Consider the following 15,204-nt stretch of genomic DNA (forward strand, 5'->3'; position numbering starts at 1 on the left):
TAATGAAGATAGGAGAGGCAGTACATGGTAATGCACACCAGTCCCCCGGAAGGCATGGTTTATCTGTCCGGTGGCATTTTCAGAATGGGTTCTGATCGCTTCTATCCTGAAGAGCGACCTGTCCGCAAAGTGCATGTCGATGAATTCTGGATCGATGCTACACCGGTCACCAATCGACAGTTCTCCATCTTCGTGGAGGCCACTGGATACAAGACCTTCGCCGAGCGCGCGCCGGATCCTGAGGATTATCCCGGTATGCCACTGGAGATGGCTAAAGCTGGTTCGCTGGTTTTTGTGCCGCCGAAGCCTTCCGTGAACCTGGTGAGCCCGGCGCAATGGTGGATCTTCCGTTTCGGCGCCTGGTGGCGAGAACCACTGGGTCCGGGAAGCTCGATTGAAGGACTGGAAGACCATCCGGTCGTACATATCGTCTATGTGGATGCTGAAGCTTACGCTGCCTGGGCTGGTAAAGCGTTGCCGACCGAAGCCGAATGGGAATATGCGGCTCGCGGTGGCAACGATGGATTTGACTTCGCCTGGGGTGACTGTCTCGCCCCGGATGGACGGATGCTTGCAAACTATTGGCAAGGCCGCTTCCCCGTTGAGAACCAACTGTTAGATGGTTGGGAAAGGACCTCGCCGGTAGGGACCTTCCCGGCCAACGGCTACGGTCTGTTCGACATGATCGGTAACGTATGGGAGTGGACAGCCGACTGGTTTGCATCGCCCTCGGCAGGATTGCCGCCGACTGCGCATTGTTGCGTACCAAGCAATCCGCGTGGTGGTCGGGAAGAGGACAGCTACGACCCCGATACTCCCAACCTACGCATAGGTCGCAAGGTGGTCAAAGGCGGATCGCATCTTTGCGCACCGAACTATTGCCAGCGATATCGCCCCGCCGCGCGTATTCCGCAAGCCGATGACACTTCAACTTGTCATGTTGGTTTTCGCTGTGTCTGGCGTGCGCCGTCATAGCCTGAAGCAATAGAAGAGAAAAAGGGATGGTCGCTGCGTGGCCATTTCATAAATGGTCGAACATCCCTGGATGGGGGTGACGGTCGGGTGTTCGCTTATCGAAAGCGTTCATCGCATCGATACATCAAGTATGGGAGCGTTCATGTTGAAGAAAAATAATAAGAAGACCGGCCTTGCAGTCAGTGCAAGCCTATTGCTGTCGTTCACCCAGGCTGGGCTTGCCGCTTCAGCCCAACAAGATTCGTCAGCGGATGATCGAGCCCGTAAAACCGAGCAGAAAATGACCAATGCAGAGCGATATTCGCTCCTCTATAGCCTTATGCCTGTCCATCTTGTGTTCGGAGGGAGGGATAAGCGGGTTTCAGATGAGGTGCCGGTCGGTGCGGGCTATGTACCAGGTGTGCCGCGCTTGGGTGTCCCTGCGTTATCCATGACTGATGCCAGCTTGGGAGTGACCAACCCCCACAACTTCAGAACAGGTGACTCAGCGACGGCATTGCCGGCGGGACTCGCTTTAGGGGCGACCTTCAATCCGGAGCTCGCTAAAGTGGCAGGGGCGATGCTGGGGAGAGAGGCTCGTTCCAAAGGTTTTAATGTACTGCTCGGTGGAGGCATGAATTTGGCACGCGATCCGCGCAATGGACGAAACTTCGAATACATCTCGGAGGATCCTCTGCTCAGTGCGCGTATTGCCGCCGGTGCGATCAATGGTACCCAGAGTGAAGGAGTGATCTCTATGGTCAAGCATCTCTCACTGAATGGCAACGAAACCAACAGGCATTGGCTCAATGCCGTGATCGATGCGGCTGAACATCGAGAGTCTGATCTTTTGGCTTTCCAAATGGCGATAGAACTGGCCCAGCCCGGATCGATCATGTGTGCCTACAACAAGGTAAACGGCGAGTATTCCTGTGGTAATGAACATCTGTTGAATGACGTGTTGAAAAAGAGCTGGGCGTATAAGGGCTGGGTCATGTCCGACTGGGGGGCCGTTCAGGACTGGTCCTATGCACTTAAGGGGCTTGATCAGGAATCCGGGGCCCAGTTGGACAAGCTTGCCTGGGGTCAGGAGTGGTTCAACGAACCGCTTCAAGCCGCCCATGCCGAAGGCAAGCTACCGGATAAGCGTCTCTCGGATATGGTGCAAAGGATCCTTCGCTCGATTTACGCAGTGGGGGTCGACAAGCCGGTCAAAGAAACTCCTATCGATCTGGATCAGCATAACCAGATTGCACTTGAGGTGGCGAGACAGGGGATCGTTTTGCTGAAGAACGAAGCAGTATTGCCTCTTCAAAGCGAAAAGCCGATGCGTATCGCGGTAATCGGTGGCTTGGCGGACACCGGCGTTCTGTCCGGCGCTGGTTCGAGTCAAGTAATCCCGCGGGGCGGCTTTGCCACGGTCATACCTGTGGGTGGACAAGGGTTGATGGCGAACCAACGGAAACAGAGTTTCCTCCCCTCGGCTCCTAAATCGGAGCTGCAGAAGCTTATGCCGAAGGCTAGCATTACCTATGATTCAGGCGCTTTTCCCGTGGAAGCCGCCATACTCGCCAAGCAGTCGGATGTAGTCGTCTTGTTCGCAACGCGCCACGAGGCTGAAGGGTTCGATAGTCCTGATTTGTCCCTGCCTTTTGGTCAGGATGCGTTGATTGACGCCGTTGCCAGCGCCAATCCCAATACCATAGTTGTTCTGCAGACCGGCAATCCGGTGGCCATGCCATGGCACACCAAAGTTAAGGCAATTGTCGAGGCTTGGTACCCAGGGCAGGCGGGAGGGCAGGCGATCGCCGAAGTTCTAACCGGCCAGGTCAATCCATCCGGCCATCTCCCGATGACGTTTCCAGCAGATATCGGACAAACACCACGACCTGAACTTCCAGGCTTCGGTACGCCGTTCGGCACCCCGCTGACGGTCAACTATTCCGAAGGGGCCGAAGTGGGCTATCGATGGTTTGCAAAGAAGGATGAGAAACCCCTGTTCGCTTTTGGTCATGGTCTGAGCTACACCAGTTTCGCTTTCGATGATCTTAAAGTCAGTGGGGGAGAGACGATCACGGCGAGTTTCACCGTGACGAATACCGGCAAGCGTAAGGGTATCGATGTTCCACAGCTCTACCTCACCGACGCGGCAGGTGACAAACGAGTTCGTCTATTAGGTTTCGAGCGATTGGAGCTAGAGCCAGGTGAGGCTCGTCAGGTGTCGGTCAAGGCAGATCCACGTTTGCTAGCACGTTTCGATACAGCGTCTAATCAGTGGCACGTTAATGCGGGTGAATATCGTGTGGCGCTGGGCGAATCTGCGCAGGCGCTACTTTTGACGGCAACGACAGACCTGGTCGAACAGCGTTTCGTCGATTGATCCCTCCGCCGGCTCACGGTGAGTCGGCTGGAGGCACGAACACAAGTAGTTATCTGGGTCAGCATCGCAACCCATTCGATTGCTAATACGTTGTTACGGCGGAAGAAGGAAACAACATGAAACCGCGGAAACATTTGCTGGGGGTAGCTATCGCTGCTTTCGCTACGATGCTTAGTGTCAGTCCAATGACCTTGGCAAGGGAAACAGATAAAAAATCTCCACCGCGCAATATGGTCTTTATTCTGGTCGACGATTTGCGTTTTGATGGTATGGGTTTCTTGCAGTCAGAATTGCAGACTCCCAACATCGATCAATTAGCCAAGGGAGGGGCTTATTTTCCCAATGCTGTGGTCACTTCGGCGCTTTGCTCTCCGAGCCGCGCGACGATTTTGACAGGGCAAACGGCGCGGACTCATGGAGTGATCGACAACAATAATTCATCAGAGGAAGGTCTGACCTTCTTTCCGCGTTACTTGCAGCAGGCGGGATATCAGACGGCCTTAATCGGTAAGTGGCACATGGGGGCGGAAACCGACGAGCCGCGCCCAGGTTTTGACAAGTGGGTGAGTTTCAAGGGGCAGGGGAACTATTTCCCGACTGACTTCCTGTCGCCTGCAGCGATGAAGAGTGGGGTCGTGCACACGCTCAATATCGATGGCAAGGTGGTTCCTCAGAAGGGCTATATCACGGACGAACTTACCGACTATGCGATGAATTGGTTGGAGAGAGAGCGCGATACTTCAAAGCCGTTCTTTCTCTATCTCAGCCATAAAGCAGTGCATAACTTTCCGAAGCCGCCGGAGCGTTATAAGGGGCAATATAAAAATGCCACTTTTAAACTGCCGGATAGCGCAGCCGATACACCGGAAAATAAGATCGGCAAACCGATGTGGGTGCAGAATCAGCGTAACAGTTGGCACGGTCTGGATTTTTTCTATCACTCGAATGTGAAGATGACGGATTACTTGAAAGATTACTATGCCACGTTATCCCCCGTGGATGATAGTGTGGGTCGGATTATGGAGTACTTAAGGAAGAATAACCTCGAAAAGAACACTATGGTGGTGTTCTATAGTGATAACGGTTATTTGATCGGTGACCATGGTTTGATTGACAAACGTAATGCTTATGAGGGTTCGATAAAGGTACCACTGGTGGTGTATGCGCCTGGGCTGATTCCTGCGGGAGTTACCAATCCCGTCAGGGTGCGTAACCTGGATATTGCCCCGACACTCCTGGATGTCGCGGGTGTTGAGGCGCCTCCTCAGTTTGAAGGACAAAGTGTACTGAAGGTAGCTAGTGGCCGGCTACCGGTTGGGGATTGGAAAGTCCCGGACTTTGTCTACGAGTACTACTGGGAATGGACTTATCCGATGACACCAACCACTTTTGCGATCCAGCGCGATCAAATGAAGTACATCCAGTACCAGGGTGTATGGGATATCGAGGAACTCTACGATTTGGAAAGTGATCCGCGTGAGATGCACAATCTGATCGATGAACCACGTTATCTGGAAACCAAGACTGCTCTGCGCAAGGCATTGTTCGAACAAATGGCCAATGCCGATGGCAAGCACGTAGTGCCGTTCACTGAGAGATACTCAAGAGGTGCGGTGCGGCGTCATCGTGAAGGCCCGGGTGCGGCACCGTTTCCCGATCAGTGGCTGGTTGAACCTAACCGCTTGGACCGATTCAACGACCAACTTGCAGATACCCCGGCCAAGCTAAAGGCGGAGCAAGAGGGGCGGATTTATTTTCCAGATGCAGATGACACACGTTCGCAGCGATAGCAAGTGAGGGGTCTACCGAATTCAGCTGTTTTTTATATGGTTGAATTCGGTTTTGAAGTAGTAATTGGTACTCAATAATGTGGTTTGCCATCAGAGATAATGAAGGGGACTAACTAGGTGCCGTTTAGTCCCTTGGTTGCTGTGTAGGTTTAGTGCTTTGAACTCTGATCTCATCAGTATTCCGATGCGCCAGGTGCACATTCAGCAATGGCTTCGGAAGTTCGAACTGTATCTCAATGCTGTGAATCAAATCTCAAACCGTGGTGCCAGCGTCTAAACACCTGATAAGGAGCCCCTGATGATCAGTTGTACCCAACTGACTCAGGCCATTGGCCTGGGCTTGAGCCTGCTCGTCACCCAGACGCTGGCAGCGGTGCCGGCCGATCAGATCAGCCGGCTCGACAAGGACCTTACGCCCATCGGCGCCGAGCGTACCGGTAATGCCGATGGCACTATTCCGCCCTGGACCGGCGGTTTACCCAAGGATGTCAGTCAGCGCGACGCCAATGGTTTTCTTCCGGATCCCTATGCCGCCGACAAGCCACTGTTCATCATCACAGCGCAGAACGTCGAGCAGTATAAAGACAGGCTGACTCCTGGGCAGTTGGCTTTGTTCAAGCGCTACCCAAACAGCTATCGCATCCCGGTTTACCCAAGCCGCCGTTCGGTCAGCCTGCCGCAGAAGTACCTGGACAGCACCCGCCTGAATGCAGTCGATACCCACTTGGAGAACAATGGCGATGCCTTGCAGAATTATCGCAGCAGCGGATTGCCCTTCGTTATTCCGCAGAACGGTCTGGAGGTTGTCTGGAACCATATTGGTCGCTACCGTGGGCAGTCCTTCCAGCGTCTGGTGGTGCAAGCCTCGCCGCAGGTCGACGGTAGCTTTACGCCGAGCCTGATCGAGCAGCAACTGGCCTATCCGCAAGGGTTGTCCGATTACAGTCCGGGTGAGATGGCAAACATTCTCTACTTCTTTCGTCAGGAGGTCCTGTCCCCGGTGCGTTTGGCCGGCAATATAGGATTGGTGCATGAGACGATCAACCAGGTCGAGGAACCGCGAATGGCCTGGCAGTATTACGCTGATCAACGTCGCGTACGGCGTGCCCCTCAGGTTGCCTACGACAGCCCGGATGCCGAAGGTATGCGGACCACGGATGATTTCGACATGTTCAACGGCGCCCCTGATCGCTTCGACTGGAAGCTGGTGGGTAAAAAGGAATTGTACATTCCCTACAATGCCTATCAGTTGGGCTCACCCAAGCTGCGCTATGACGACATCATTAAGCCGGGTCACTTGAACCCCGAACACACCCGTTACGAGTTGCACCGCGTCTGGCATGTAACCGCCACGCTCAAGCCGGGGCAGCGACATGTCTACTCGCGGCGCGATCTGTACATCGATGAGGACAGCTGGCAGGCCGCTGAAGCGGATGCGTATGACAGTCGTGGCAATCTGTGGCGCGTTTCCGAGGGGCATACCAGCTTCTTCTATGACCAGCAGATGCCATTGTTTAATGCTGAGACCCATTACGACGTGCAGTCCGGACGTTATGCGGTAAACGCTCTCTACAATGAACAGAAGAACGCCTACCAGTTTGATCTTGATTTCAACCGCAAGCAGTTCACGCCCAGTGCACTGCGAAGCAGCGGTATTCGCTGATTCCAAGCGTGTAGCCTACGGTGCCCATTTTGGGGCTTCAAAAGGTAGATCCTGATCTGTCTGGCGATGCGCTCAATCATCCGAAACTATCGAAACTGACGTGGAGCTGCGCGCCGTTACTGATTAAGAAAAATGATGTGCAAGTCTATGTGGTTTTGTTCAATCAGCGTCTTTTTGTCTCAAAGAAGCATGGCAAGCGTGCGGTTGTCGTTTAAAAGGCGTGATTCAGCAGTGTTATCGAGCTACTTAAATGTATGGGCGTATTGTCGATCAGCGCCAACACGTCATATCCAGTAATGCAGGTTTGGCGGCTGCTTTGGCAAGAAATTACGGGGAAAAGTCGTGCTTAATGAGCGGGTTGTATCCATTGTGAATGTGGCGGGAAGTTTATCGTGAGTCTCGCTCATCCTACAGGTCCATCGCTTGAGTGCGATTGGGAAAACGCTTTGATCCGACTACTGCGATCAAACAACCATCAACTTTTTCGCTGGACAGAGCACCAGGGGCGCGAGCTTCTTCTGATTCAGCATCCGCGTTGCGAAGCAGTGTTCAGCCGAACGGGTGGGCAGCTTTTGCATTTCCGTCCGCGTGGAGAACGGTCGCTGCTATGGTGTGCCACACGCTGGCCTAAAGTTGGGGCAATTCGGGGGGGCGTACCAGTCTGTTGGCCTTGGTTTGGTCGCCACCCTGTAGAGCGTGGTTTGCCCCATCATGGTTGGGCCCGGCTCACCGACTGGCAATTAATCAAAAAACAAGCAGACAGTCAGGGGGTCCAGCTGCATTGGTGTCTGGAACTGCACGATTGGCGAGTGGAACTGAAGGCAGTATTGGGTGATGAACTCCATCTGCAACTCATCACTAGCCACCGTGACTCGGAGCCCTGTCTTCTGAGCCATGCCTTGCATGCGTACTGGCGTGTAGCGGATGTTCTGGAAGTCACCCTGGATGGCCTCGATGGTGCTCAGGTACATGACCTGTTCACACAGGAAGCGTTTACCCAGCAGGGAACCGTCAGAATAGTGAATGAGCATCATCGAGCTTACCGACAAGGCGCAGTGATGCACCTCGGCGACCCGGTTTGGCAACGTCGCTTGTGTATTGATGGGGCGAGTAATATGAACACTGTAGTTTGGCATCCGGGTAGCATGCCACTCAGTGATGTAAGCAGAGTCGAAGGAAGGGAATTCCTGTGCGTCGAGGCTGCGAGATGCTTGGAGGACAGTCTAGTGCTGGCACCAGGCCAAGAGGCGCGGCTTGAACTAAGAGCGAGAGTGGACTGAAAAAGCCCTTCCTTTAACCGGAAAATTCGATTGTTGGAAAAGGAGCTTGGCACTTCCCTGTTTGATTTACATGGCTGCCGAGCAGTCCTTGTTATTGTTTGGGCGATCCACTGTAGGGAGCGCTTCGGGCCGTAGCCAATACCAGAGCGGAATGCCAGCCATCGCATTGGGTGGCTCAGCCCGGTTGAATCGCCAGGATCTGCGCCTCAAGCCAAGTCAGCGCCGGGTCGTGCTGACGATGCATCAGGCGTACCAGCTCCAGATCAAAGGGCGGCAGCGCGAACGGCAGTTCATACAGCTTCAGGGGCAGCAGCCGGGCGAACTGCAGTGCCAGTTGCGTCGGCAACACGACACAGAGTTCGGTCGCAGCCACCAGGTGCGCGGCTTGCAGATAATTGGGCGTGGTGTAGACGATCTGTCGCACGAGGTTCTGCTCCGCCAGCCATTGGTCGACCATGCCTCGGGTCTGGCCACCATGGACCCACACGTGGCGCAATTGCAGGAAACGCCGCAGGTCCAGGCCATCACTCAGACACGGATGGTCCTGACGCACCGCGACTCGCAGTGTTTCGCTGCGCCAGAGCTGGCGGGTGAACCTTGCTGGCACGTGGTCAAAACGGCCCAGCACCATGTCCAGTTCACCTCTATCCAGCGCCTCGGCGGGCAGGCTGGCAGTCAGATGGGCAACATCGATGCGCAGGTGAGGCGCCTGCGTCTGCAGGCCCGCCAGTAAGGACGGCATGCACAGTTGTTCAACAAAGTCGGTCAGGGCAATCCTCAATTGGCGATGGCTGCGCTGTGGGTCGAACGCGTCACCGGTGGACAGTGTTTGCTCGATTTGATGCAAGGCGGCGCGAATAGGTCCTTCCAGCGCGAGCGCTCGAGGCGTCGGGCACATGCGCCGACCGACGCGCACAAGCAGGGGGTCGCCCAGCATATCGCGCAAGCGCGCCAAGGCGTTGCTCACCGTGGGTTGGGTCAACGCTAGGCGTTGCGCTGCGCGCGAGACATTCTGCTCACGCAGCAACATGTCGAACACGCGCAGCAGGTTCAGATCAAAGTTTGAAGTATTCATGCTCGGAATATATGGCATATGAAAATGAAATTTCAAAAATACTTGAAGCCTGCTTAGGGTGACGGCTGTTCATTTTCCCCAATGCAGGAGCACCGCGTGTGAACACCCCTTCCAATATTCAGCAGGTCGCCGTGATCGGCGCGGGCACCATGGGCCGGGGCATCGTCATCAGTCTGGCCAGCGCCGGGTTGCCGGTGCTGTGGCTGGAGAGCAATACCCTGGCACTCGACGCGGGCTTGGCGATGATTGAACAAACCTGGTCGCAGCAGGTTGGCAAGCAGCGCATCACTCAGGTCGAAGCTGACGCCAACTTCCAGCGAGTACGCCCTGTGCAAAGTTACGCGGCACTGGCCGAGGCGGACCTGGTGATCGAAGCGGTGTACGAAAGCCTGGAGCTCAAGCAGGAAATCTTCCGCGCACTGGACGCGCACCTCAAGCCCGCGGCGATTCTGGCCAGCAACACCTCGGCGCTGGATATCGACGCGATTGCGGCAGTCACCGGGCGTTCACAGCAGGTATTGGGTCTGCATTACTTCAGCCCTGCCCACATCATGAAGCTGTTGGAGATCGTTCGCGGCAAGGACACCGACAGCCAAGTGCTCGAAGTGGCACGCAGCCTCGCCCGGCGAACCGGCAAAGTAGCGGTGGTGGCGGGCAACTGCCCCGGTTTCATCGGCAATCGCATGCTGCGCAGCTATGTGGCCGAGGCGCGAAAATTACTCCTGGAGGGCGCATTACCTCAGCAGGTGGACGAGGCGCTGCAGCAATTTGGTTTCGCCATGGGCCCGTTCCGCATGTATGACGTGGTCGGCATCGATCTGGAGTGGCGCGCGCGTCACCTGGCCGGGCAGGGCATGGACGCGCCCTTGGTGCAAGTCGACAACGCCTTGTGCGAACTCGGCCGCCTGGGACAGAAAACCGGTGCGGGATACTACCGCTACGCTCCCGGCAGTCGACAGGCCGAGCATGACCCACTGGTGGACGAATGGGTGCTCAAGGTTTCTCAGGGGCTGGGCTACCGCCGCCGCGAGATCGACGCACGGGAAATCCTCGATCGCTGCCTTTTGGCACTGGTCAATGAGGGCGCGAAAATCCTCGAAGAAGGCATTGCGGCCAGCAGCCATGACATCGACCAGGTTTGGCTCAACGGTTATGGCTTTCCGATTGAAACCGGCGGACCGATGAGCTGGGCGGATGAGCAGGGCATGAATTCCCTGCTGACTCGACTGGAACGTCTGCAAGGTCTTTTCGGCGAGCATTGGCATCCCGCCCGTCTGATCCCCCGATTGATGGCCAACGGCAAACGCTTTGCCGATGTCGGGGAGGGTCGCGTATGAACTACCAGGCACCGCTGCGCGATATGCGCTTCGTATTGCATGAAATGTTCGATGTCACCGGGCACTGCCAACACCTGGGTCTGGACCTGGACCGCGACACCCTTGACGGCATCCTGGAAGAGGCGGGGCGCTTCACCGCAGAGGTGATAGCCCCGCTCAACCGCAACAGCGACGAGCAAGGCTGCCAATTGCTCGGCACTGAAGTCAGCACGCCGGATGGCTTTCGCCAGGCCTATCGTCAATACGTCGACAACGGTTGGGCGAGCATGACCGGGCCGATGGCCTACGGGGGGCAAGGCTTGCCGCAAATGGCGTCGGCCTGTGTCCACGAGATGTTGATGGCGGCGTCATTGTCGTTTCGAATCTATTCAGGGCTGACCGAAGGCGCGGTCCTGGCGGTGCACCGCCATGGCAGCGAAGCGCTCAGGCAAACCTGGCTGGGCAAGATGGTCAGTGGCGAATGGACCGGCACCATGTGCCTTACCGAGCCTCAGGCCGGCACCGACCTGGCGTTGCTGCGCACCCGCGCGCAGCCTCACGCCGACGGCAGCTGTCTCATCACCGGCAGCAAGATTTTCATCAGCGGCGGCGAGCACGACCTGACCGACAACATCATTCATCTGGTGCTGGCACGCTTGCCCGATGCCCCGGCCGGCGTGAAAGGCATCAGCCTGTTCCTGGTGCCCAAAATCCTCAGCGATGGCCGACGCAACGAGCTCAGCTGTGGCGCGCTGGAACACAAGATGGGCATCAAGGGCGCATCGACCTGCGTCATGAATTTCGACGGTGCCCAGGGCTGGCTGGTCGGTGAGCCAAACCAGGGCCTGTCCTGCATGTTCACCATGATGAACGATGCGCGATTCCAGGTCGGGTTGCAGGGATTGGGGATCGCTGAAGCCGCTTTCCAGGGCGGCCTGGCGTACGCCCGTGAACGCCTGCAGTCACGCTCGCTGGCCGGTGCCGTGGCGCCGGAAAAAGTCGCCGACCCCATCATTGTGCATCCGGATGTGCGGCGCATGCTGCTGACCCAGAAGTCCCTCACCGAAGGTTGCCGGATGCTGGGTGCATACACCGCACGACAACTGGATCTGGAACACAGTGCGCCAGAGCCCGAGGATCGTCGCGCAGCCATTCGCCGCGCTGCGCTACTGATCCCGATCGTCAAAGGCTTCTTCACCGATGTCGGCCAGGAAGTTGCCAGCCTCGGCGTGCAACTGTATGGCGGCCATGGCTACATTCGCGAATGGGGTATGGAGCAGTTGATGCGTGACAGTCGCATCACCCAGCTCTATGAAGGCACCAATGGCATCCAGGCGCTGGACCTGGTCCGGCGCAAGCTGATGGGTGATGGCGGTGCCGAATTGCACGCGCTGATCGATGAGCTCGCTCAGCACGTCGATGCGGCTGCCCATCAAACCCGGTTGCAGGACATGGCGGCTGCAGTCCGTCAGCGCCTGGAAGAATGGCGGGAGTTGGCCAAGACCCTCATCGAGGCCTGCCAGCGGGATCCGCAGGAAATCGGTGGGGCCTCGGCGGATTTCCTGGCGTATTCGGCTTACGTCCTCCTGGCCGGGCTCTGGCTGCAGGCAGCGGTTCGAGCAAATGAAACCCTGGTGAAAGGGACCGGTGAAAGCGCCTTCTATCAAGCCAAGCTGCAGACCGCTGACTTCTACTGGCGGCGCGTATTACCCCGAGCAAGCGCACACCGGGAGTCACTGCTGGGCGGTGCAAACTGCCTGATGGCGATGCCGGCGAGCGACTTCAGTTGCTGATTGCAGACGTATTACAAAAATCAGGAGTCGCTGACATGCAGCCTTTCAGCTTTGCCACTACGGCGCAGATTCTCTGCGAAACCGGCGCCGCGCAGCGCCTCGCCAAGCTGTGCGGGGAGCGCGGTGCGCGCCGTGTATTGATCGTCACTGACCCGGGTATTGCTCGCCTGGGAATGCTCGATGATGTATTGCCGGGTTTCACCGTTGCCGAAATTGCCGTGGCGATATTCAGTGACGTGACCGCAGACCCCGGCCAGAAGTGTGTGCTGGACGCCGTGAGTCGGGCACGGCAACTCGGTGCTGACCTGATCGTCGGTTTTGGCGGTGGCAGCTCGATGGATGTCGCCAAGCTTGTCGCGTTGTTGGCGCATCCCCAGTGCACTCAGCCGATCACCGAGTTGTATGGTGTCGACAAAGCCAAGGGCCAGCGCCTGTCGCTGATTCAGGTGCCGACGACCGCCGGGACCGGCTCGGAGGTGACGCCCATCGCGATCGTCACGACCGGCGACACCACCAAGATGGGCGTCGTCTCGCCGTTGTTGCTACCGGATCTCGCCGTGCTCGACGCCGTCTGTACGTTAGGCCTGCCGCCAGCCGTGACGGCGGCGACGGGTATTGATGCCATGGTGCATGCGATCGAGGCTTACACCAGCAAGCTCAAGCGCAATCCGCTGTCCAGCCTCTTGGCGCGAGAGGCGTTACGGCTTTTGGCCGCCAACCTCGACCAGGCCGTGTACAACGGCAGTAACCTGGTCGCGCGCCAGGCCATGTTGCTGGGTGCGTGTCTTGCCGGCCAGGCATTCGCGAACGCGCCGGTGGCGGCGGTGCATGCCCTGGCGTATCCGCTGGGTGGGCACTTCCACATTCCCCACGGGCTGGCGAATTCGCTGGTACTGCCTCATGTATTGCGATTCAACCTGCCCGTAGCGGTGGCGGATTATGCCGAATTGGCGGTGCCATTACTGGGAGGCAGGCTGCAGGCGGGCGATTGCCAAAGTCTTGCCGAACAATTTGTTTCTGAACTGGCGCAATTGGGGGCTCGCTGCGGCTTGCCAGTCACGTTGCATGAAGCTGGCGTTCATGAGGGGAGCCTGGTGCAACTGGCCAGGGATGCCATGCAACAGCAACGCCTTTTGATGAACAACCCTCGCGAAGTCAGCGAAGCCGATGCCTTGGCGATCTATCAGGCTGCCTACAGATGACAGACTTCAGGCAGCGCGATAGCTACAGGCACTTCAACACAATCACCACCCGTTGGCACGACAATGACATCTATGGACATGTGAACAATGTTGTCTATTACGGTTTCTTCGACAGTGCCGTGAACCGCGTGCTGGTCGAGCACGGCGGGCTGGATATCCATAACGGTCCGATTATCGGCCTCGTGGTCAGTTCCAGTTGCGACTACCACGCTTCGGTCGCTTTCCCGGAGTGTATCGAGGTGGCGCTAGCGGTGAGCAAACTGGGTAACAGCTCTGTGCACTATCAGCTCGCGGTATTCCGTGAAGGGCAGCCACTGGCCTGTGCGGTCGGGCGGTTCGTGCATGTTTTTGTCAAGCGACGTGAGCAACGCCCGGTCCCGATACCTGAACGCCTGCGCCGGGTGTTGAGTGAGTTGATGTGTGATTGCCTACCTTCCTCGAACAAGGAACTTGAATCATGAAAGATGCCGTGATCGTATCCACAGCCCGTACGCCGATCGCCAAGGCGATGCGGGGGGCGTTCAACGATCTCAAGACCCCCAGCATGACGGCCATCGCCATTCGTACCGCCGTTGAGCGTGCCGGTATCGAGCCGGCGCAGATCGAGGATCTGGTGCTGGGTACGGCGATGCAAAGTGGCACCGCGGCGATCAATCCGGCGCGCTTGTCGGCTCTGGCCTCCGGTTTGCCGATGTCGGTGAGCGGTAAGACGATCGACCGCGAGTGCGCATCAGGTCTGATGGCCATTGCCATCACGAAGGTGGTTTTACACACTCTGGGCCGTTTTTTGCCTGTCGCGAAGGACTGCAATCGACCGATTCTGTTGAAAAAGTAGCTCCCCTGTCTGGCTAGCGGCAAAATCTCTACATTGGCCAGCAGGGAAGCACGCAGCATGATGGGACAGTTATCGAGTGGGCAGCAGCCCCGGGCTGGTTGAGTTTGAACTCGTTCTTCACAAGATGGCGTAAGCCAGTCAGCAGGTGATGCTGAAGCGACCGAGTGGGCGCCTGTAGTGCCTTGGTGGGATTGGCTCCGATGTTCTGCGCGGTAGATACCCGGTCAGCTTGCAGCACCAGTTCCCCCAGCGTCGCGGCGTATTCATAGTGGTTGGCCAGCAACGACAGCAGGTTGCCCCATAGAGTTGGGTACCGGCCTCCGAGTTCACTAAAGATCTACCAGGTCGGGGGCGCTGCGTAGTTGCACACCCTACCAACCCACCTTACTTAGTTCCTCTTGTGGAGCTTTGCCCTGCGCCGTGGACAGAATCTGAAGTGATGATTCGAGCGCATGAGATCTACACCGCAGCAGGGCAGAGCCCTGTCGTTCTATCCCGAGAGATCCACGGCTTCTTGTTGAACCGAGTCCAAGCCGCAGTCCTCAACGAATGCTTCAAATTGCATGAGGAAGGCTTTGCTAGCTCTGAGGATATTGATCGGGTACTCAAAGATGGACTCGCCCTCCGCTGGTCATTTATGGGCCCCTTCGAAACCATCGATCTCAACGCCCCTGCCGGCGTATCTGACTATGCCAAACGCTACGGTCAGCAAAATCGCGAAACGATCAATTCCGAAAATGCTTTTGACTGGTCGGAATCAGCAGTCGCCAAAGTACATGACGAGCGCCGCCAAAAACTTGAACTTGAAGGCATTGCATTGCGATCCGCTTGGCGTGACCGCCGCCTTATGGCTCTCGCTGCGCACAAGCGTCAAGCACCAAATTCCTGACGGCATCACTTCATCCTGAACACCAAA

General features: G+C 56.9%; 11 protein-coding genes and 3 pseudogenes. 12 read left to right on the forward strand and 2 right to left on the reverse strand.

Going from position 1 to position 15,204, the window contains the following annotated elements; genetic code table 11:
- The first annotated feature begins 24 nt into the window (after positions 1-24).
- The 5 genes from QMK54_RS11230 to QMK54_RS11250 all read left to right on the forward strand — a co-directional run bounded on the left by QMK54_RS11230 (position 25) and on the right by QMK54_RS11250 (position 8,067).
- Entirely contained in the window at positions 25-975 is a 951-nt protein-coding gene (locus QMK54_RS11230) for a formylglycine-generating enzyme family protein (RefSeq protein ID WP_320402489.1), read from the forward strand.
- Between the two features lie 142 nt (positions 976-1,117).
- Positions 1,118-3,334 carry a beta-glucosidase gene (locus QMK54_RS11235; protein WP_320402490.1) on the forward strand — a complete coding sequence of 739 codons (2,217 nt, stop codon included), beginning with the start codon at positions 1,118-1,120 and terminating at the stop codon, positions 3,332-3,334.
- Between the two features lie 116 nt (positions 3,335-3,450).
- Positions 3,451-5,124, forward strand: a complete 1,674-nt coding sequence (locus tag QMK54_RS11240) for a sulfatase (protein WP_320402491.1) — start codon at positions 3,451-3,453, stop codon at positions 5,122-5,124.
- Positions 5,125-5,422: 298 nt separating this feature from the next.
- Positions 5,423-6,787, forward strand: a complete 1,365-nt coding sequence (locus QMK54_RS11245; RefSeq protein ID WP_320402492.1) for a DUF1329 domain-containing protein — start codon at positions 5,423-5,425, stop codon at positions 6,785-6,787.
- Between the two features lie 389 nt (positions 6,788-7,176).
- Positions 7,177-8,067 carry a D-hexose-6-phosphate mutarotase gene (locus QMK54_RS11250; protein ID WP_413787368.1) on the forward strand — a complete coding sequence of 297 codons (891 nt, stop codon included), beginning with the start codon at positions 7,177-7,179 and terminating at the stop codon, positions 8,065-8,067.
- 175 nt (positions 8,068-8,242) lie between these two features.
- On the opposite strand, the gene QMK54_RS11255 is transcribed toward QMK54_RS11250, so the two are convergent.
- Positions 8,243-9,160, reverse strand: a complete 918-nt coding sequence (locus QMK54_RS11255) for a LysR family transcriptional regulator (RefSeq protein ID WP_320402493.1) — start codon at positions 9,158-9,160, stop codon at positions 8,243-8,245.
- Between the two features lie 80 nt (positions 9,161-9,240).
- On the opposite strand from QMK54_RS11255, the gene QMK54_RS11260 reads away from it, so the two are divergent.
- From QMK54_RS11260 to QMK54_RS11280, 5 genes and pseudogenes are all read left to right on the forward strand, one after another.
- On the forward strand, positions 9,241-10,479 hold the full coding sequence (locus QMK54_RS11260) for a 3-hydroxyacyl-CoA dehydrogenase (RefSeq protein ID WP_320402494.1): 1,239 nt from the start codon (positions 9,241-9,243) through the stop codon (positions 10,477-10,479).
- Positions 10,476-12,251 carry an acyl-CoA dehydrogenase C-terminal domain-containing protein gene (locus tag QMK54_RS11265; protein ID WP_320402495.1) on the forward strand — a complete coding sequence of 592 codons (1,776 nt, stop codon included), beginning with the start codon at positions 10,476-10,478 and terminating at the stop codon, positions 12,249-12,251. Before QMK54_RS11260 ends, QMK54_RS11265 begins: the two co-directional genes overlap by 4 nt.
- A 35-nt stretch (positions 12,252-12,286) precedes the next feature.
- Complete coding sequence (locus QMK54_RS11270; protein ID WP_320402496.1) at positions 12,287-13,453, forward strand: iron-containing alcohol dehydrogenase; 1,167 nt, start codon at positions 12,287-12,289, stop codon at positions 13,451-13,453.
- Positions 13,450-13,914 carry a thioesterase family protein gene (locus tag QMK54_RS11275; RefSeq protein ID WP_320402497.1) on the forward strand — a complete coding sequence of 155 codons (465 nt, stop codon included), beginning with the start codon at positions 13,450-13,452 and terminating at the stop codon, positions 13,912-13,914. The genes QMK54_RS11270 and QMK54_RS11275 overlap by 4 nt, the downstream gene beginning before the upstream one ends.
- Positions 13,911-14,204, forward strand: a pseudogene (locus QMK54_RS11280) (acetyl-CoA C-acyltransferase); the annotation flags it as partial. The gene QMK54_RS11275 and the pseudogene QMK54_RS11280, both read left to right, overlap by 4 nt.
- A gap of 166 nt (positions 14,205-14,370) precedes the next feature.
- On the opposite strand, the pseudogene QMK54_RS11285 reads toward QMK54_RS11280, so the two are convergent.
- A pseudogene (locus QMK54_RS11285) lies at positions 14,371-14,601 on the reverse strand (TraI domain-containing protein); the annotation flags it as partial.
- A 54-nt stretch (positions 14,602-14,655) separates the two neighbouring features.
- Between QMK54_RS11285 and QMK54_RS11290 the strand changes: the two are divergent.
- Positions 14,656-14,727: pseudogene (locus QMK54_RS11290) on the forward strand (hypothetical protein); the annotation flags it as partial.
- Entirely contained in the window at positions 14,728-15,177 is a 450-nt protein-coding gene (locus tag QMK54_RS11295) for a 3-hydroxyacyl-CoA dehydrogenase family protein (RefSeq protein ID WP_320402498.1), read from the forward strand.
- Positions 15,178-15,204: the final 27 nt, after the last annotated feature.

This window comes from Pseudomonas sp. P5_109 (genome assembly GCF_034009455.1).
In the GTDB taxonomy this organism is placed as follows: Bacteria; Pseudomonadota; Gammaproteobacteria; order Pseudomonadales; family Pseudomonadaceae; genus Aquipseudomonas.

Excerpts from the sequence above, each read along its gene's own strand:
- QMK54_RS11255 (WP_320402493.1), bottom strand. The coding sequence starts at position 9,160 with ATGCCATATATTCCGAGCATGAATACTTCAAACTTTGATCTGAACCTG.
- QMK54_RS11275 (WP_320402497.1), top strand. The coding sequence starts at position 13,450 with ATGACAGACTTCAGGCAGCGCGATAGCTACAGGCACTTCAACACAATC.
- QMK54_RS11295 (WP_320402498.1), top strand. The coding sequence starts at position 14,728 with ATGATTCGAGCGCATGAGATCTACACCGCAGCAGGGCAGAGCCCTGTC.
- QMK54_RS11270 (WP_320402496.1), top strand. The coding sequence starts at position 12,287 with ATGCAGCCTTTCAGCTTTGCCACTACGGCGCAGATTCTCTGCGAAACC.
- QMK54_RS11230 (WP_320402489.1), top strand. The coding sequence starts at position 25 with ATGGTAATGCACACCAGTCCCCCGGAAGGCATGGTTTATCTGTCCGGT.
- QMK54_RS11240 (WP_320402491.1), top strand. The coding sequence starts at position 3,451 with ATGAAACCGCGGAAACATTTGCTGGGGGTAGCTATCGCTGCTTTCGCT.
- QMK54_RS11265 (WP_320402495.1), top strand. The coding sequence starts at position 10,476 with ATGAACTACCAGGCACCGCTGCGCGATATGCGCTTCGTATTGCATGAA.
- QMK54_RS11245 (WP_320402492.1), top strand. The coding sequence starts at position 5,423 with ATGATCAGTTGTACCCAACTGACTCAGGCCATTGGCCTGGGCTTGAGC.
- QMK54_RS11235 (WP_320402490.1), top strand. The coding sequence starts at position 1,118 with ATGTTGAAGAAAAATAATAAGAAGACCGGCCTTGCAGTCAGTGCAAGC.